Origin of the sequence: Micrococcus sp. ACRRV, from assembly GCF_022346985.1 — a bacterium.
Classification (GTDB): domain Bacteria; phylum Actinomycetota; class Actinomycetes; order Actinomycetales; family Micrococcaceae; genus Micrococcus; species Micrococcus porci.
The window spans coordinates 1-17,230 of sequence record NZ_JAKRNH010000050.1 but is presented as its reverse complement, the minus strand read 5'-3'; the positions used below and the strand labels follow the sequence as shown (position 1 = coordinate 17,230).

17 protein-coding genes are annotated in these 17,230 nt (G+C 73.2%); 10 read left to right on the top strand and 7 right to left on the bottom strand.

From position 1 onward, the window contains the following. Positions 1 to 512 (bottom strand): NYN domain-containing protein (locus tag MHY29_RS06940; protein WP_239239350.1); only part of this gene is annotated, 512 nt, incomplete at its 3' end. Positions 513 to 732: 220 nt separating this feature from the next. After that, the gene (locus MHY29_RS06935) at positions 733 to 1,344 is read right to left on the bottom strand and encodes a trans-aconitate 2-methyltransferase (protein ID WP_224354543.1); all 612 of its coding nucleotides are present in this window, start codon (positions 1,342 to 1,344) and stop codon (positions 733 to 735) included. A 294-nt stretch (positions 1,345 to 1,638) separates the two neighbouring features. Here MHY29_RS06935 and MHY29_RS06930 point away from each other — a divergent pair, with 294 nt between their 5' ends. Both MHY29_RS06930 and MHY29_RS06925 read left to right on the top strand, forming a co-directional pair. Continuing rightward, entirely contained in the window at positions 1,639 to 2,703 is a 1,065-nt protein-coding gene (locus tag MHY29_RS06930; protein WP_239239347.1) for a hypothetical protein, read from the top strand. Between the two features lie 47 nt (positions 2,704 to 2,750). Beyond that, positions 2,751 to 3,074 carry a hypothetical protein gene (locus MHY29_RS06925; protein WP_224354545.1) on the top strand — a complete coding sequence of 108 codons (324 nt, stop codon included), beginning with the start codon at positions 2,751 to 2,753 and terminating at the stop codon, positions 3,072 to 3,074. A gap of 540 nt (positions 3,075 to 3,614) precedes the next feature. Here the strand turns inward: MHY29_RS06925 and MHY29_RS06920 are convergent. Next, positions 3,615 to 4,205 carry a hypothetical protein gene (locus tag MHY29_RS06920; protein WP_224354546.1) on the bottom strand — a complete coding sequence of 197 codons (591 nt, stop codon included), beginning with the start codon at positions 4,203 to 4,205 and terminating at the stop codon, positions 3,615 to 3,617. 301 nt (positions 4,206 to 4,506) lie between these two features. Between MHY29_RS06920 and MHY29_RS06915 the strand changes: the two genes are divergently transcribed. Then, positions 4,507 to 4,851, top strand: a complete 345-nt coding sequence (locus tag MHY29_RS06915) for a recombinase family protein (protein ID WP_224354547.1) — start codon at positions 4,507 to 4,509, stop codon at positions 4,849 to 4,851. A gap of 35 nt (positions 4,852 to 4,886) precedes the next feature. Next, positions 4,887 to 5,057, top strand: coding sequence for a hypothetical protein (locus MHY29_RS06910; RefSeq protein WP_224354548.1), 171 nt, complete (start codon positions 4,887 to 4,889; stop codon positions 5,055 to 5,057). Between the two features lie 22 nt (positions 5,058 to 5,079). Here MHY29_RS06910 and MHY29_RS06905 read toward each other — a convergent pair whose 3' ends face one another. Genes MHY29_RS06905 through MHY29_RS06895 form a run of 3 tightly spaced genes read right to left on the bottom strand, consistent with a single transcriptional unit; the run spans position 5,080 to position 6,773 of the window. Beyond that, entirely contained in the window at positions 5,080 to 5,595 is a 516-nt protein-coding gene (locus tag MHY29_RS06905) for a GNAT family N-acetyltransferase (RefSeq protein WP_239239344.1), read from the bottom strand. A 43-nt stretch (positions 5,596 to 5,638) separates the two neighbouring features. Next, a complete protein-coding gene (locus tag MHY29_RS06900; protein WP_224354550.1) occupies positions 5,639 to 6,250 on the bottom strand; it encodes an O-methyltransferase in 612 nt (203 codons plus the stop codon). Between the two features lie 4 nt (positions 6,251 to 6,254). Then, positions 6,255 to 6,773: a GNAT family N-acetyltransferase gene (locus tag MHY29_RS06895; protein WP_239239341.1), complete on the bottom strand. Its 519-nt coding sequence runs from the start codon at positions 6,771 to 6,773 to the stop codon at positions 6,255 to 6,257. A 91-nt stretch (positions 6,774 to 6,864) separates the two neighbouring features. Between MHY29_RS06895 and MHY29_RS06890 the strand changes: the two genes are divergently transcribed. The 3 genes from MHY29_RS06890 (at position 6,865) to hemL (ending at position 9,679) form a co-directional block, all read left to right on the top strand. Beyond that, a complete protein-coding gene (locus tag MHY29_RS06890) occupies positions 6,865 to 7,218 on the top strand; it encodes an AAA family ATPase (RefSeq protein WP_239239338.1) in 354 nt (117 codons plus the stop codon). A 152-nt stretch (positions 7,219 to 7,370) separates the two neighbouring features. Beyond that, complete coding sequence (gene hemB, locus MHY29_RS06885) at positions 7,371 to 8,357, top strand: porphobilinogen synthase (protein WP_224354553.1); 987 nt, start codon at positions 7,371 to 7,373, stop codon at positions 8,355 to 8,357. Beyond that, entirely contained in the window at positions 8,354 to 9,679 is a 1,326-nt protein-coding gene (hemL, locus tag MHY29_RS06880; RefSeq protein WP_239239336.1) for a glutamate-1-semialdehyde 2,1-aminomutase, read from the top strand. The genes hemB and hemL overlap by 4 nt, the downstream gene beginning before the upstream one ends. Positions 9,680 to 9,770: 91 nt before the next feature. Here hemL and MHY29_RS06875 read toward each other — a convergent pair whose 3' ends face one another. Beyond that, on the bottom strand, positions 9,771 to 10,457 hold the full coding sequence (locus tag MHY29_RS06875; RefSeq protein WP_224354555.1) for a 3'-5' exonuclease: 687 nt from the start codon (positions 10,455 to 10,457) through the stop codon (positions 9,771 to 9,773). 75 nt (positions 10,458 to 10,532) lie between these two features. Between MHY29_RS06875 and MHY29_RS06870 the strand changes: the two genes are divergently transcribed. The 3 genes from MHY29_RS06870 to MHY29_RS06860 all read left to right on the top strand — a co-directional run. After that, the gene (locus MHY29_RS06870; protein WP_224354556.1) at positions 10,533 to 10,940 is read left to right on the top strand and encodes an MGMT family protein; all 408 of its coding nucleotides are present in this window, start codon (positions 10,533 to 10,535) and stop codon (positions 10,938 to 10,940) included. Between the two features lie 59 nt (positions 10,941 to 10,999). Further along, on the top strand, positions 11,000 to 14,482 hold the full coding sequence (locus MHY29_RS06865; RefSeq protein WP_239239333.1) for an ATP-dependent DNA helicase: 3,483 nt from the start codon (positions 11,000 to 11,002) through the stop codon (positions 14,480 to 14,482). Next, positions 14,470 to 17,230: ATP-dependent helicase (locus MHY29_RS06860; protein ID WP_239239330.1), on the top strand; the 2,761-nt coding region annotated here is incomplete at its 3' end. The genes MHY29_RS06865 and MHY29_RS06860, both read left to right, overlap by 13 nt.

The following is a 17,230-nucleotide window of genomic DNA, read 5'->3' as shown; positions in this document are numbered from 1 at the left end:
TCCTTGGGGGAGGGCTCGGCCTGCAGGGAGGGGGCGGGCTCGTCGTCGTCGACGCCCTCGGTGTGCGTGCCCAGCAGCTCGAGGTAGATGAACTGGTCCACGGCGTTGCGCAGGGAGGCGGGCGTCTTGCGGGCGCCCAGGCCGATCACGCGCTTGCCGGACTCGCGGAGGCGCGTGGCCAGGCGGGTGAAGTCGGAGTCGGAGGAGACCAGGGCGAACGCGTCCACGTTGCCCATCCAGAGCAGGTCCATGGCGTCGATGATCAGCGCGGAGTCCGAGGAGTTCTTGCCGATGGTGTAGGCGAACTGCTGCACCGGCTGGATGGCGAGCTCGTTCAGCGCCTTCTTCCAGCCGTTGAGGTTGGTGGTGGTCCAGTCGCCGTACGCGCGCTTGATGGTCGGCGTGCCGTAGGTGGCCAGCTCCTCGAGGATGAGGCCGGCGTACTTGGGGGAGACGTTGTCGCAGTCCAGCAGGACGGCGATGCGCAGCGAGGCGGGAGTGGGTTCGGACATGCCTCCCAGGGTAGCCGGGGGACCGTGATGGGGAGGGGCGACGACGGCGGCCCCGGGTGTGGGTGGTCAGGGCGCGTCATGAACGGTGGTGCGACGGAGGTCGTGGCGAGGTGGTCGTGGCGACGGTTGGGGCATGTCCAGGGAGTCGTGGGCACGCCATTCGGAGCCCTTCGGCGGGGACGCCACAAACGACCGATTGTGCCGCCCCGGTCGCTGGGGGTCAGGCCGTCCGCCGGGCGATGACGGTAAAGGTGTGCCAGTGCTTGATGCCGTCGAAGGAGCGCCCCTCTTCGTTGCGTTCGTTCAATTCGATCACCTCCAATGCGTCGAGGAGTCGTTCCACCTCTTGCAGGGTGAGGTAGGTGCCTTGGTCTGAGGCCCAGGTGTCCTCGCAGCCGAAGAGATCGACCGCCAGGATGCCGCCAGGCAGCAGGGCCTGCCTGAGTCGTTCCCACACCGGTGCGAAGTGTGCGCGGGGGATGAAGGGCAGGGAAGCGTTGGCCAGAATCAAGTCGGCGAGGGGGAGGGGATCCCACTCTTCGATGAGGCCTGTCCGGTGTTCGAGGACGCCGAGGGAGGTGAGCTCGTGCATCCGCTCTTCGACGGAGGCATCGACGTCGATGGTGTGAACCGTGAGGCCTTCCTGGAGAAGGCGCCGCGCTTCGATGCCGGCGCCGCTGCCCAGTTCGACAGCACGTAGGCCTGACAGGTTCTGGTGGGTGGCGCGCAGTGCTGTGAGTGCCCGCTCGGTGAGAGGGCGCACGGCGGACGTGCCCGCGCGGGCGGCGTTGTAGGAATTCCAGTCGCTGGAGCTTGTGGGGGTGGCAATCATGAGGGCAGTGTCCCCCATGGTGGCCGCAGGAAGAGAGGTGAGAACGAGGGTTGACTCGCAATGGCGGCCCTGTGGCGAGTCTTGTGGCGGTGGTCCGGTCCGTCACAAACGACCCTTTCGGGCAGAGACGTGGAAACTCCGTCTCGGGGCCAGCAGAGTAGGGAAGGGGCCTGGCACCGCGGATCTGGCCCTCGACAGTGTCTGGAGGCCGGGGAGGAGGGGCCGATGAAGGCGAGTGTGCAGGACCTGCTGCCCGGCCCGCGTGGGCGGCGTCTGTGTCTGGAGGCGGCGAGGATGCTCAGCCACCGGGTCGCCGATCTGGTGTTCTGGCTGGGCTATGAGCTGGATCCGGACCGGGGCATCTCCTCCCTGGTCATGTGGCCCCCGGGCGGCGGTGCCCTGGAGGCGGGCGCGCGTCCTGCCGTGTCCATCGATCAGGTGGCGCAAGCCTTGGCCGACCTCGACCTCTCGGGCCTGACGGATGGGGTGGTCCAGGCGGCCCTGGTCGGTTCGGTCATGTCGGCCCGGTACTGGCAGGAGCCCGACGGCGAAGACGTGCTCGCCGGCCATCCGGACATCCACGCCGCCCTGGAGGCGGTGGCCGCGGGCGTGCTGGGCTCGGCGGCGGCCCGGCACTGGGGGAGTCCGCGCGCAGCGGCGCAGTGGGTCATCGACTGGCGTGCGTTCGAGGATCCGGCCCCGGTGCCCCGGGACGCTCGACGGGTCCTGGCGGCCTGGGCTCGAGAAGAACGGCGGCAGGAAGTCCGGGCCGCCGCTGAGCATCCTGTTGATCCGACGGCGAACTTCTCCGGGACCTGGTGGTCCATCCCGCAGGGGGCCGTCGTCAGCGTCGGGCAGATCCCGACTGGGTTGGACCTCGTCGAGGACGACATCGGCGCGGAGGCGGCCACGGTGATCCCGGTGCGGGGAGCGGGTCGGACGTATGAGGTCCGCGGCCCCGGGGACTGGATCCGGCTGTGCCGGCGGTTCCCGCTGGAGGTCAGTGCCTCGCGGCGGCACGACTGGTACCGGGTGACCGGACGGTCCGGGCGGTGGGTCATCCCGGACTGGGAGCAGGTCGCCTCCGAGTGGGACGCGGTGCACCTGACCACCTTGGGCTATCTCAGCGCGGCCACCCGCGCTCTGCCCGTGGAGGCGGGCGTGGCCACGGTGCTCGCCGGGTGGGACCCGGACACCACCGTGTGGCTCGCCGACGCGGTCCGTGAGTCGGAGGAGCCCCGCCAATGCTGGCAGCGCGTATCCGGCGACGACGGATGGGCCCGTTGCGTGCCCGTCCGTGATGTCGGCTCGGAGGGCCCCGCGCGGGGACGCGGGGCCAGCCCGCCGGTGGAGGGGTGAGCGAGCGTGGGCCTTCTGCGTCGGGCCAGATGCCTTCCACGGAGGCTGTGCTCAGCATCCTTCGGCGTCTGGAGCGGCGTCACTTCAGCCGTGATGCGTATGCGCGGTTGCTTGACGCCGACGTGACCGGGGAGGTGCTCACGGTGGTGGCCTGGCAGGGGGGTCCGTCCCCGTCGGACCCGGAGCGGGTGATCGCCCACCGCACGGACCTGCGCCAGCGTCTGACCGAGTGCCGTGGCGATCTCGAGGCGGTGCTGATGGATGCGTTGCAGTTCGGTGTGTACGAACCAAGCTCGCCGGGCAGGCCGCCGGCGGGGGATGAGCCTGCCCGGCTGCTGGAGAAGTATCCCGAGGCCACCTGGTACGAGTGAGGAAGCTGGAGCGACGCGCGGCAGCATCTGGTCAGCGTCCAGGCGGGTATACCCCCGATTGCGCTGAGCCCCTTTACGTCCACTTCAGGAAGTGGGCCAGTCTCAAGCGAGGGTGGCCCACATCAGCGAGCAGAGAATGAGCGGGCGCTGGATGTGTCGGGGAGACCCCTCGCGCTCATGCGTTGCGCCTCCGTGTAGACGTATGACATCTACGCGCCGAGGCTTTTAATGAGGGGTATTGCGATATTTGAAAGTCGACAAAATAAGAGCGACACCCGCAATCCCTAGCAGGCTTCCGGCAACTCTCCCAAATAGTTCCGAATTAATAAACCCCCCCATAAAAAAAGCTATCCCCAAAAGGATGAATGCAAATCCAAAAATTACATTCTGAAAGCGATTCATGAAACTAGTTACACCGCCCGAGTGAAATTACAATAATAGTATCTTGGCAAGATTTATAAGGGTCTCCATACGAGTAAGAGCTATGCCCCGCTGCGCGATTTGACGTGGGGCATAGCTCTTACTTCCTTGATTCAAGTCTTAGCGACCCATAGCTTCGCGGCACGTCTGCAGAAAGCCTAGGCCGACCAAGGCGGCGCCCAGTTCGAGAATCTCCCTCTCGGCTGTACGAGTAGATATATTTCGGGCGCCAGCAAGGATTCGGGCAACCTTGGTAGCACCATACTTGTTCACGAGCCTAACAAGTCGTGCTGCAAGCGCTGCAACGCGAACAGTGGGGAAGACGGTGCCCCCGACGAAGAGCAGAATCTCCCCTGCGCACTTTGCCGTTTCGACCCATCCCAGGGCAGAAACCTCATTCTCCGAGTGAGATGTCTGCTCATTTGAAATGGACTCAAACTCTGCGTTTACATCTTCAACAGCGCGCTTAGCCTTGATCAAATCCGCGCTTGAAAAAGTGTATCCCGTCACTTTCCCATTCGGATCCTGGACTTCGAGAATCTTCATGGAAGAATCGATGGCGACCGTGCGGCCCCGGCGCAGACCCGGCGGGAGGTCGGTCGCAGGCCCGGCCATTGCAGGAGTCGCGGTCATGGTGAGCCCGGCAGAAATAATTGCCGCAGAACTCAGCTTGATGACTGAACGACGACTCGCCTTATTGATATCCGTCACGATTCCTCCAGGTGCTTGCCCTCTAGTTGTCGCTGAGAGGCTGCTTGTCCATCATGATGCCGGTCGGCTACGCGGGTGCTCTGATCATCGACTGTGATCGAGCAATGCAAGCATACAGCAATGTGTTGTGCGTTACCTAGCCAGGATGCTGTTGCGCGACCTGGAAGTGCAGTCCTCCTCCCCCGAGGAACTCTGTCCAGGCGGGTATACCCCTTTACACGCCTCGCCCACCCACGAGAGCATCACGTCAGAGACGGTCCTAAGCGGGACCGTTGGACATAAGTGTTGGAGGGTCTTAGACATGGTTGGACAGACGGTGGCCTATGTGCGGGTGAGCTCGGCCGAGCAGAACCTGGATCGGCAGCTGGAGGCGGTGGGGGAGTGCGACCGGATCTTCGAAGACAAGATCTCCGGCAGCTCCCGCGCCAAACGCACCGGGCTGGCGGAGCTGCTGGGGTACGTGCGGGAGGGGGACCTGGTGAAGGTCGCCTCGATGGATCGGTTGGGACGGGACACCCGGGATCTGTACGCGATCGTGGATGAGCTCACGGATAAGGGGTGTGCGGTGCAGTTTGTGTCCGAGCGGATCACCGTGGACAAGTCCGGCACCTCCCCGGTGGACCCCACATCGAGGACCCCACGGTAAGAGCAACCCCAAAGGGATAAGGCACGGTCTTCTACATGGCGGTGTTGCCCTCGCGTCGGGGTCAGGGGATGGGGCGTCGTCTGCATGCCCTCGGCCTGGCCGAGCTGGCCCGGCGTGGCGCGCGGAAGTACATCGGCTCCACCGGCCGGAAGAAGGCCGCCATGGTCGCCGTCTCCCGCGCCAACGACTGCATCGTGGAGGGATGACGGCGAGGGGTCTGCGCCTGGCTCACCCGCCCCGCTGCGTCCCTGTGCGGGGTCGGAATCCCAGCCGCCGGTAGATGCCCATGGCCGCCTCGGAGGTGCCCTCGCCGAAGCGCAGGCTCACGGCCGCGTCGCCGGCGGCGGAGCAGGTGTCGACGGCGTGCTGCACCAGGGCGCGCCCGACCCCCTTCCCGCGCACGGCGGGATCGGTGAAGAGGTCGATGATGAACGGACCTGCGAGGTCCGCGTCCCAGATCGAGCGGGTGACCACCATGATCGCCCCGGCCAGGCGCCCGTCCACCCACGCCGTGGCACTCGCGTCGGCGCGCAGCTCCCCGTAGTCGCCGCGGAAGGTCGCGTCCATCTCCTCGCGCGCTTCAGCCAGGTCGGAGGCGGCGACGCCGGGCGGGTAGCCCACGAGGTAGCACCGGGCCAGGTCCTCGGTCGTGCCGGTGTCCAGTCCTCGCAGCTCGAAGTCTCCGCGGACATGGTCGGCGGCGTGGGCCGCCGGCAGACGGAGCGTCAGCAGGTCGGTGGACACGGGGGTTCCTCTCGTCAGGGCGGGGTGCATCCCTGCCGTTCGATCACCCGACGCCGGAGCCGTGCCCGGGTCGGTCCTTGCTGACCAGCAGCAGGCCGGCGCCCACGGGCACCAGGGTGCTGCGGAAGCCCGGTGAGGCGTCCACGAGCGCACGGAAGGGGCGGACGTCGTCGGCGTGGGACAGGCAGTTGTCCACCACGAGCAGCCCCCCCGGGGCCAGGATGCGGGCCAGGTCGGGCCAGTAGTCCGGGTAGGCGGGGCGCTCGGCGTCGAGGAAGACCAGCGGCAGGCACCCGTCCTCGGCATCGGCCAGCACGTCCGCGGCGTCCGCCTGCCGGACGGTCACGACATCGGCCACCCCCGCCGCCTCCAGGTTCGTCCGGGCCTCGGCCAGGCGGGGTGCGTCGGGGTCGACGGTGGTGAGACGACCGCCATGGGGCTCCAGGGCGTCGGCGATCCAGAGGGCCGAGAAGCCCGTGGACGTGCCCAGCTCCAGCACCTCGGCCGGGGCCAGCGTGCGCACGAGGATGTTGAGCAGTTCCGCGCTCTCCGGCTCCAGGTTGCGGCGGCGGTCCAGGCGGTCGGGCTGGGCGGCGTCGAAGTCGCGCCCCTCCTGCCAGAGGCGGTCCAGCAGCGCACGGCGTCTCGGGTCCATGGGGTCATCCACCAGGGGCGGAGGCCGCCCCGTCCACGACGGCGACGGGTCCCTCCCAGCGCTGCTCGCCGTCGACGAGGTGTCTGGTAGGACGCAGGCCGAGCCGGCGCGCCACGGCGGCCGAGGCGGCATGGCCGGGGTGGATGTCGGCCACGACCTCGGAGACCCCGCGCCGGGCGAGCTCGTCGAGCAGCAGGCGCGCCGCGGCGGTCGCATGGCCCCGGCCCTGCCAGGGGACGCCGATCACCCACGCGATCTCGGCGGGCCCGCCCGAGACGGGCACGGTGGCCTGCACATAGCCGACGGCCTCCCCGGTGTCGTCGAGCACCACCAGGTGGTTCAGCCACGTCTCGCTGCGGTCCTCGGAGTGGCCGCGGGCCTGGACGGCGTACTGGCGGGAGAGGCCCTCCCGGGTGGGCGGCTCGCCGCCCGTGAACGTGTACAGGGCCGGGTCCGCGAGGACGGCGACCATCTCGTCGGCGTCGTCCGGGCGGAGGGGACGCAGGTGGACCGGGGGAGTCATGGCCCCACGGGACCGGGTCGGCGGGCGGATGTCAACACCGCCCCGGCGGGTCGGTGTGCGCACCGGCGTCGCCACCCGGCACCATGGGCCCATGGCAACGGTGATCGGGAGAGGCGACCGGCCCTGGCTGTGCGTGCTCGCCGGACGCGCCGGGACGGGCAAGACCACGCTGGCCCAGGCGCTCGCGCGGGCGACGGGCGTCTGCTGCCTGCGGGTGGACGCCGTCGAGACCGCACTGGGGCGGGTCCAGGACCACGTGGGCGCCGCGGGCTGCGCGGTCGTGCACGAGCTCGCCGTCTCGAACCTCCTGCTGGGCCACGACGTCGTCGTCGACGCCGTCCCTCCCGTCCCCGCATCCCCGGCCACCGGGTCCCCACCTGGGAGGACGTCCAGGCGGACGGCTGGGTGGCGTGGGACGTCGAGCGCGACGGTCCCCGGACCGTGATCGACACCACCATCCGCGCGGCCGCGCTGCGCGACGCGCCGGCGGCCCTGCCACGCCGGTGACGCGCACGCGTGCCTCCGAAGGCCCGGGCGCCGTCCCGAGCGGGACCGCGCACCCGTAGCGCGTCGGGCCCACGGCCTAGAATCGAGGGCATGTCCTTCCCCTTGAACCGTCCCCGCCGCCTGCGCCAGTCCGCCGCGATGCGCCGGCTGGTGGCCGAGACCCGCCTCCACCCGAACGAGCTGATCCTGCCGGCCTTCATCAAGGAGGGCGCCGCCGAGCCCGTGCCGATCGCCTCGATGCCGGGCGTCGTGCAGCACACGACGGACACCCTCAAGGCCGCCGCGGCCGAGGCCGCCGAACTGGGCCTGGGCGGCATCATGCTGTTCGGCGTGCCGACCACGCGCGACGCCGTCGGCAGCGCCGCCCTGGACCCGGACGGCGTCCTGAACCGGGCCATCCGGGACGTGAAGGCGGAGGTGGGGGACGGGCTCGTCGTGATGTCCGACCTGTGCCTGGACGAGTTCACCGACCACGGCCACTGCGGCGTGCTCACCGCCGAGGGCACTGTGGACAACGACGCGACGCTGGAGATCTACGCCCGGATGGGCGTCGCGCAGGCCGAGGCCGGTGCGGACGTGCTCGGACCCTCCGGGATGATGGACGGCCAGGTCCGCGTGATCCGGGAGGCCCTCGAGGGCGCCGGACATCACGAGACCGCGATCCTCGCCTACGCCGCGAAGTACTCCTCGGCGTTCTACGGGCCGTTCCGCGACGCCGTCGACTCCCAGCTCACGGGCGACCGCAAGACCTACCAGATGGACGCCGCCAACCGGAGCGAGGCCCTGCGCGAGGTCGCCCTCGACCTCGAGGAGGGCGCGGACATGGTGATGGTCAAGCCCGCGATGAGCTACCTGGACATCGTGCGGGACGTGGCGGACATGGCGGACGTGCCCGTCTCCGCGTACCAGATCTCGGGGGAGTACGCGATGATCGAGGCCGCCGCCGCACACGGCTGGATCGACCGGAAGGCCTCGATCGTCGAGTCCGTGCTCTCCATCCGGCGCGCCGGCGCCGACTCCGTGCTCACCTACTGGGCGGCCGAGCTCGGCCGCTGGATGAAGGAGGGGTCCCTGTGACCGCGTCCCAGCCGACCACCAACGCCGCCGCCTTCGCCGCGGCCCAGGCCGTCATCCCCGGCGGCGTGGACTCGCCCGTCCGCGCGTTCGGCTCCGTGGGCGGCACGCCCCGCTTCATGGCCGGCGCACGCGGCCCGTACCTGACGGACGTCGAGGGCACCGAGTACGTCGACCTCGTCTGCTCGTGGGGCCCCATGCTGCTCGGCCACCGCCACCCCGAGGTCCTGGAGGCCGTGCACGCCGCCGTGGACCGCGGCCTCGGCTTCGGCACCTCCACGCTGGAGGAGACCGCGCTGGCCGAGCTGATCGCCTCCAGGGTGCCGGTCGAGCGCGTGCGCTTCGTGTCCACCGGCACCGAGGCCACCATGACCGCCCTGCGCCTGGCCCGCGGCGTGACGGGGCGCAATCTCATCGTGAAGTTCGCCGGCTGCTACCACGGCCACTCGGACGGCCTGCTGGCCGCCGCCGGCTCCGGCGTGGCCACCGCCGCGCTGCCCGGCTCCGCCGGCGTCACCGAGGCCGCCGCCTCGGAGACCCTCGTCGTGGACTACAACGACCGCGCCGCCCTCGAGGCCGTGTTCGCGGAGCACGGCGAGCGCATCGCCGCGGTGATCACCGAGGCCGTGCCCTGCAACATGGGCGTCGTGGAGCCGGCCGAGGGCTACAACGCCTTCCTCCGCGAGATCACCGCGCAGCACGGCGCCCTGCTGATCTGGGACGAGGTGCTCACCGGCTTCCGCGCCACCGCCACGGGCGGCTGGGGCCTGTCCGGGCAGCCCGAGGGCTGGACCCCGGACATCTGGTGCTTCGGCAAGGTGATCGGCGGCGGCATGCCCGCGGCCGCTCTGGCCGGCTCCGCGGAGATCATGAACCACCTGGCCCCGCTGGGCCCCGTGTACCAGGCGGGCACCCTCTCCGGGAACCCGGTGGCCATGGCCGCCGGCCACGCCACCCTCTCCCGCGCCGACGACGCCGTGTACGCCGCCGTCCAGCGCGCCTCGGACGCCGTCCGCGAGGGCCTCGTGGCGGCGCTGACCGCCGAGGGCGTGGACCACTCCATCCAGCGCGCCGGCACCCTGTTCTCCGTGGCCTTCGGCACGTCCGAGCACGGTGTGCGGGACTACCGGGACGCCCAGGGCCAGGACGTGTTCCGCTACGCCCCGTTCTTCCAGACCATGCTGGAGTCCGGTGTCTACCTGCCGCCGTCCGTGTTCGAGGCCTGGTTCGTCTCCGCCGCCCACGACGACGCCGCCGTGGAGCGTGTGCTCGCCGCCCTGCCGACCGCCGCGAAGGCCGCCGCGGCCGCCACCCCACAGGGCTGACCGAGCCCGAGAGGACCCGCACCGACGACGACGGCGCCCCGCCCGGGGAGGGTGGGGTGCCGTCGTCGTCCGCGGGGGAGAGGACGCCGGCTCACACGTCCGGCTCCACCGGCCACGCGCGGGACACGGTGGCCTGGGGGTCCTTGCGGCGGAGGTACTCCTCGAAGCTCTCCGCCTGCTCCGCCTTCCAGCGCGCCTGCGCGGCGTGCAGCTCGTCCAGGGGCAGGTCCGCCTTCGGGTGCCGGCGCACGAGCTCGTCCATGACCTGCACGGCGGCGAGCGCGTCGGCGGCGGACGTGTGCGCATCCTCCAGGACCACGTCGTAGTGCTCGGACACCGCGCCGAGGGTGCGCTTGCCCTTGCGGAACCGGTCCACCTGCTTGTCCACCACGTAGGGGTCCACCACCGGGCGCGGCTCCAGCGGGGCGACCCCGTGGCGGCGGGCCTCCCGGTCCATCACGGTGAAGTCGTAGACGCCGTTGAAGGCCACCACGGGGATGCCGGCGGCGAAGAGGTCCCGCAGGGTCTCCGTGATCTCGGAGACGCCCCGGCGGGCCTCCAGGCCCTCGGCCCGCGCCCGCTCGGTGGTGACCCCGTGCACGGCGGCGGCCTCCTCCGGGATCGGCACGCCCGGGTCCAGCAGCCACTCCGCGGAGGACACCGCCTTCCCGGCGGCGTCCACCATGACGATCGTCGCCGTGACGATCCGGGCCTGCCTGGGGTCGCGCCCGGTGGTCTCGAGGTCGAACCCCGCGCGGATCTGCTCGTTCCAGCTCATGGCCCCCACGGTACCCAGCCCGCAGGACACGCTACGGCGCACGGAGGCAGGCGCCGGGCTTGGCAGGATGACGGGGTGAGCCCCGTCCCGTCCACCCCGCCCGACCCCGACCCCCACCTGCCGACGGACGGACCCGTCACCCTGGGGGAGGCGCTCGCGGCCGCCGCCCGGCTGATCCCCTCGGGGCGTGCCGCCTCCTACGGAGCCCTGGCCGGGCTCCTGGGCCGGGGCGGGCCCCGGCAGGCCGGGCGCGCGATGGCCGAGTCCGAGCCCGGGACGCCGTGGTGGCGCGTCGTCCGCGCCGACGGCTCCCTGCCCGAGCCTCTGCGGCGCCAGGCGCGGGAGCGCTGGGCGGCCGAGGGGACGCCGGTGCGCGGGTCCGGCACCGTCCGCGATCAGCGGGTGGACCTGGCCCAGGCCGGCTGGGAGCCCGACGCCGCCGCCCGCGCCGCGCTCGCAGACCTGGCCGCCCGCGTGGGCTGAGCGACGGCCCGACCACGGCGGCCGGCCTACCGTGTCCGGCCCCCTGACAGACTGGAGCCATGAGCACCACCCCGCACCCGTCCGAGCCCCGGACGGAGCCGACGCCGCAGGCCGCCGACGCCGACCCGGCGGACCTCGCCGCGCTCCTGGCCGAGCCGGACGAGGAGCCGCCGCACGCCGCGCCCGTGCCCGCGCGCCTGGTGCGCGGCGTGGGGCAGGACCGCGCCGGCGTCGTGCTCACCGTCGAGCAGGAGGCGGTGGCCGGGCTGGGGGAGGGCCACGGTGCCCACCTGGTGCTCGGGGCGCCCGGCACGGGGCGGAGCACCGTGGCCGTGGAATACGCCGCCCGGCGGCTCGAGGCGGGCCTCGATCCGGAGTCGCTGCTCGTGCTCGCACCCAGCCGCGAGGCCGCGGCCCGCCTCCGGGACGCCCTGACGGAGCGGCTGGCCGCCGCCGGGCACGGCACCCGCGCCGTGACGCCCGTGCGCACCTGGGCCTCCTACGCGTTCGACCTCATCCGGCGCGCCCGCGTCACCGGGCCCCTGCGCGGGCTCTCCCGCCCGCCGCGGCTGCTCTCCGGTGCGGAGCAGGACACGGTGATCGCGGAGCTCCTGGACACCTACGCCGCCGGCCTCGCCCCGGCGCCGGAGTGGCCGCGGGACGTCGCGCAGGCCGTCGACACCCGCGGCTTCCGGCGGGAGGTCCGCGAGCTCGTGGACCGCATGAGCGAGTTCGGCGTGGAGCCGGGCGTCCTCCAGGAGCTCGGCCGCCGGCACGGCCGCCCGGTCTGGGAGGCCGCCGCCGAGCTGGTCCAGGACTACCGGGACCGCCTGGACCTGGGCATGGCGGAGGCGTTCGACGCCGCCGGGCTCATCTCCACCGCCGTCCGCCTGCTCACGGAGCGCTTCCCGGACGACCCGGAGCGCGACGCCGCGGCCCTCGCCTTCGCCGAGGCGGAGCAGGCACGGCTCCGGGCGATCGTGGTGGACGACCTGCAGGAGGCGGGTCCCGCCGTGCACGACCTCCTCGTCCACCTCGGCCGGGGCCGGGACGTCCTCCTCACCGCCTCGCCGGACACGACCGTCCAGGGCTTCCGCGGCGCCCGCCCCGACCTGGTCTCCCGGTACCCCGCCGCCCTGGATCCCGATGCCGTCCCCGGGGCGTCGTCGCCCGACCCCGACGCGCGGACCCACGTGCTCACGGCGGGGCACCGCATGAGCGCGGGCGTCCAGGAGGGCTGGCTCCGCGCCGCCCGTCGCATCCGCCAGCGGACGGTCGGCGTGGAGCTCACCCGCACCCGCACCGTCCCCGCGGGGGAGGGCGGCGCCGTCGAGGGGCACGCGGTCCCCTCGCGTGCCCACGAGGACCAGCTCGTCCTGGAGCGGGTGCTGCGCGTCCACCACGAGGACGGCGTCCCCCTGGACGGGCTCGCGGTGATCGCCCGCTCCGGCGCCCGCGCCGCCGCGGTGGGCCGTCACCTGGAGGCGGCCGGAGTCCCCGTGCGCCGCGAGGCCGCAGGTGAGGTGCTCAAGGACGAGCCCGCCGTGGCGCCGCTGCTCACCCTGCTCCGGGCGGTCTCCGACCAGGCCGAGGACCCGGAGGCCGGCGTGGCGCTGGAGGCGGACGAGGCCGTCGCGCTGCTGCGCGGCCCCTATGGCCGCGCCACCGCCCTCAACATCCGCCGCCTGCGCCAGGACCTGCTCGCCGCCGAGCGGGCCCGCGGGGGCCGGCGCACCTCGGACGAGCTGCTCGTGGCGGCCTTCGGCGACCCGGCCCTCGCCGGTGAGGAGACGGACCGCCACCGGGCCCTGCGGCGCCTGGCCTGGATGCACCGGGACGGCCTCGCGGCCGCCCGGGAGCCCGGCGCCACCGCGGAGACCGTCCTCTGGGCCGTGTGGGCCGCTTCCGGCCGGGCCGACCGCTGGCGCGCCGCGGCCCTCGGCCGGGCGGAGGGCGCCGAGGGGCGGCGGGAGGCCCGCCGCGCGGACGCGGACCTCGACGCCGTCGTCGCGCTGTTCCGCATCGCTGAGCGGTTCGTGGACCAGTTCCCGGGCGCGGCGCCCGCCGACTTCTCCCGGTACATGGAGTCGCAGGACCTGCCCATGGACACCCTCGCCCGCCGGGCGGAGACCGGCGACGCAGTGCACGTGCTCACCCCGGCCGGCGCGGCGGGCCGGGAGTGGGACACGGTGATCGTCGTCGGGCTCCAGGAGGGGGCCTGGCCCAACACCGCCCTGCGCGGTCAGCTGCTGGGCGCCACGGACCTGACCGACCTGCTCACCGCGGCCGCCGTCGACGGCGCCTGGCCCACGGACCACCGGACCCGGCTCGCGGAGGTCCGGCAGGATGAGCTGCGGATGCTGGCCGCCGCGGTCTCACGGGCACGCCGGCGCGTCGTCGCCACCGCCGTGCGCAACGAGGACGAGACCCCCTCGGACTTCCTCGACCTGCTCGACCCCGTCGCGGACATCGCCGCCGGCCGCCCGCTCACGGAGGTGCCCCTGCCCCTCACCGCCGCCGCCCTCGTGGCGGCCGCGCGTCGTCGGCTGGAGGCGCCGGACCTGCTGGAGGCCCTCGTGGGCCTGGAGGATCCGGCGGCCGCCGCGGTGCTCGCCGTCCTCGCCGAGGACGGCGTGGCCGCGGCCGCGCCCGACCGCTGGTGGGGACTCGCGCCGCTGTCCACGGACGCCCCGCTCACGGACATCGCCGCGGAGCCCGTGCGCCTCTCGCCCTCGCGGGCTCAGACCGCCTTGGAGAACCCCCTGAACTGGCTCCTGTACCACGTGGGGGCCCAGGCCGGCGGCACGCTCGCCCAGTCGATCGGCGTCCTCGTGCACTCCGTGGCCGAGCACCACCCGGACGGAGAGCCCGGCGCCGTGCGTGCCGAGCTGGAGCGGCGGCTCCCGGAGCTGGGCCTGCCGGAGGGCTGGACCACCGACCTGCAGCACGCCCGCGCCCGCCGCCTCGTCGAGGCGTACATCCGCTACTGGTCACAGATGCGCGCGGAGGGTCGACGCCCCGTGGCGCAGGAGGTCGCCCTGCACGTCCCCCTCGCCTGGGGGGAGGAGCGCGTGGAGATCTCCGGTGTGATCGACCGGCTCGAGGTCGACGCCGCGGGCCGCCCCTACGTGGTCGACCTCAAGACCGGCTCCTCCAAGCCGGACACGGCGGAGCTCGAACGTCTCCCGCAGCTGGCCGCCTACCAGGTGGCCCTGCGCGCCCGCGGGCTGGAGCTGATCGCCGAGGACCCCGCCACCGACCCCGCCCTGCGCCTGGCCCTGTCCGCGATCGAGGCCCCGGCCGAACCCGGGGGAGCGGCCCTCGTCCAGCTCGGCGCCGCCACCAAGACCAAGGCGACCGTCCAGCCCCAGCCGGCCGTCACCGCCGACGAGGACTGGGCCCTCGACCAGGTGTTCACCGCGGCCCGCCGCACCGTGGGTCCGCGGTTCCTGGCCGTCCACCGGCCCGGGGTGCGCTGCGCCCTGCCGTCCGTCTGCCCGCTCTGCACCGAAGGAAGGCAGGCCACCGAATGGCATCGCTGAGCTCCCCGGTCCCGCTGCCCCCCGCCCCGGCCGACGTCCGGCCCCGGGTCGACGTGTCCCGCGCCGTCCACAGCCCGCAGGACATCGCCGCGCGGCTGGGCGTGTTCCCACCCACCGACGAGCAGGTGGAGGTGATCGCCGCCCCGCTGACCCCGCGGCTCGTCGTCGCCGGCGCCGGCTCAGGGAAGACCGCCACCATGTCCGACCGGGTCGTCTGGCTGGTGGCCAACGGCTTCGTCCGCCCGGACCAGGTCCTCGGCGTGACGTTCACCCGCAAGGCCGCCGGTGAGCTCGCCCACCGCATCAACGCCAAGGTGGACGCGCTGCTGCGGTCCGGCCTGCCCATCCCCGGGTTCGAGGGCGAGCCCGAGGACCTGGGGCGGGCCTCCGTGTCCACGTACCACTCGTACGCAGGCGCCCTCGTCCGGGACCACGGCCTGCGCATCGGCGTGGAGCCCGAGGCCCGCCTGCTCGGGGAGGCGGACGCCCACCGGCTCATGTCGGCCGTGGCCGCCTCCCACCCGATCGTCGCGGACGGCCTGCGCGTCTCCGCGTCCACCCTCGTCGCGGCCGCGCTGCGGCTCTCCGGCGACCTCGCCGAGCACCTTGTGGAGCCCGCGCAGGTGCGGGCCCACCTGCGGGAGCGGATCGCCGTGGGCGAGGCCCTGGAGCTGCCCCCGCGCATGAAGGAGCCCTCCGACGAGATCGTCGAGTTCTTCGCCGGCCTCGAGACCCGGGTCCTCATGGCCGACCTGGTCGAGCGCTACACCCAGGCCAAGGCCGAGCGCGGCGTCATGGACTTCGGAGACCTGCTCCGCCACGCCGCCCGGGTGGCACGGGAGATCCCCGCCGCCGGACGGGCGGAGCGGGAGCGGTTCCCCGTGGTCCTGCTGGACGAGTTCCAGGACACCTCCCACGCGCAGATGGAGATCTTCCGCGGGCTCTTCGGCCCCGAGTCCACGGACCTCGACGCCCCCGGGCTGGGGCACTGCGTCACCGCGGTCGGTGACCCTCACCAGTCCATCTACGGGTTCCGCGGCGCGTCCGCCGGCCAGCTGTTCACCTTCCCCTCGGCGTTCCCCCGCCTCGGCGAGCTGCCCGGCGGCGCCCCCGGCCGGGTCAACGCGGACGTCTCCCACCTCACGGTCGCCTGGCGCAACGACGAGGCGATCCTCGCGGCCGCGAACGCCGTGGTCGCGGAGCTCAATGCCCACGCCGCCGACGCCGGCACACCCCTCGAGCTCAAGCCGCTGCGGCCGCGGCCCGGCGCCGGGACGGGCGAGGTGCGCGTGGACCGCCACGTGAGCGCGCAGGACGAGGCGGAGGCGCTCGTCGCACGCCTGGCGGCCCTCGGCGAGGACCCCGCCACGGCGGATCTCAGCCGCGCCGTGCTCTGCCGCGCCCGGACCCAGTTCGGGCCCGTCCTCGACGCCCTCGAGGCCGCCGGTGTGCCGTACGAGGTGCTGGGGCTGTCGGGCCTGCTCTCCCTCCCGGAGGTCGCCGAGGTGCTCTCCGTGCTCCACGTCCTCGCGGATCCGGGCCGCAGCGACCACCTCGTCCGCGTCCTGGCCGGCCCCCGGTACCGGATCGGCCCGGCGGACCTCGAGCTGCTCCACGAGCGGGCGCGGTTCGTCAGCCGGCTGCGCCGCCGCGCGGCCGCCCACGAGCCGCTCGACCCGGCGACCGCGGCCGAGGCGCCGGACGTCAGCGCGGAGGAGGACGCCGACGCCCCGGCCCTGCTGGAGGCCCTGGACTCCCTGCCCGGGGAGTCCACCGTCTGGACCGGCTCCCACGGCCGGCCCTTCTCCGCCGAGGGACTGCGCCGCCTGCGCGCGGCCAACGCGGAGCTGCGCCGCCTCTCGGCCTGGGCCGGGGCGGACCCGGCCGACCTCATCGGGGAGGTCGTCCGGGAGATCGGCCTGGACGTCGAGCTCGCCCTGCGCCCCGGCCCGTCAGCCGCCTCCGCGCGCCGCCACCTCGACGCCTTCCAGGACGCCGCCCGGGGCTTCGCCGCCGGCGACGGCGCCCCCGCAGACCTGCCGGCGTTCCTCGCATGGACGGAGGCCGTGGAGGAGCACGAGAAGGGCCTCGGCATCGCGTCGGCGGACCCCGCCCCCGGCGTGGTCCAGGTGCTCACGGCCCACGCGTCCAAGGGACTCGAGTGGGACGTGGTGGCCGTGCCGGGCCTCCAGACGGGCACCTTCCCCACCGCGCGTCCGGACCGCTGGACCAGCGGGGGGACCGGCATGCTGCCGTGGGCCCTGCGCGGCGATGCCGCCTCCCTCCCGCAGTGGGACGGCTCCTGGGCCGAGAACCGGCGCGACTGGGTGCAGTCCGCCGGGACGGGCTACTCCTCCAAGACGGCGGCCGCCACGAACCCGGCCCCCTACGGGGACGCCGTCGCGGACCACGCCGCCCGCGAGGAGCGGCGCCTGGCGTACGTCGCGTTCACCCGCGCCCGGTCGGCCCTCTGGCTGAGCACGTCCCACTGGAAGGGCACGGCCAAGAAGCCGGTGGACCCCTCGCCCTTCCTCGTGGAGGCGGCCGCGCTGGCCGGGGAGGTGCCCGGCGTCGTGCTGGGGGAGGAGCCCGCCCCGGAGGAGCTGGGCGAGGCCAACCCCACGGCCGAGCGCACGCTGGTCGCCTGGTGGCCGGCGGACCCCCTCGAGGGACCCGAGGCCTTCGAGGCCGACGGCGAGGACCTCGACGACGAGGCCGCGTGGACCCCGCTGCCCCACCGCACCCGCC

Coding starts and splice junctions, on each gene's coding strand:
- MHY29_RS06915 (WP_224354547.1), top strand. CDS start 4,507: ATGGTTGGACAGACGGTGGCCTATGTGCGGGTGAGCTCGGCCGAGCAG.
- MHY29_RS06895 (WP_239239341.1), bottom strand. CDS start 6,773: ATGACTCCCCCGGTCCACCTGCGTCCCCTCCGCCCGGACGACGCCGAC.
- MHY29_RS06890 (WP_239239338.1), top strand. CDS start 6,865: ATGGCAACGGTGATCGGGAGAGGCGACCGGCCCTGGCTGTGCGTGCTC.
- MHY29_RS06930 (WP_239239347.1), top strand. CDS start 1,639: ATGCTCAGCCACCGGGTCGCCGATCTGGTGTTCTGGCTGGGCTATGAG.
- MHY29_RS06865 (WP_239239333.1), top strand. CDS start 11,000: ATGAGCACCACCCCGCACCCGTCCGAGCCCCGGACGGAGCCGACGCCG.
- MHY29_RS06910 (WP_224354548.1), top strand. CDS start 4,887: ATGGCGGTGTTGCCCTCGCGTCGGGGTCAGGGGATGGGGCGTCGTCTG.
- MHY29_RS06900 (WP_224354550.1), bottom strand. CDS start 6,250: ATGGACCCGAGACGCCGTGCGCTGCTGGACCGCCTCTGGCAGGAGGGG.
- hemB (WP_224354553.1), top strand. CDS start 7,371: ATGTCCTTCCCCTTGAACCGTCCCCGCCGCCTGCGCCAGTCCGCCGCG.
- MHY29_RS06875 (WP_224354555.1), bottom strand. CDS start 10,457: ATGAGCTGGAACGAGCAGATCCGCGCGGGGTTCGACCTCGAGACCACC.
- MHY29_RS06935 (WP_224354543.1), bottom strand. CDS start 1,344: ATGATTGCCACCCCCACAAGCTCCAGCGACTGGAATTCCTACAACGCC.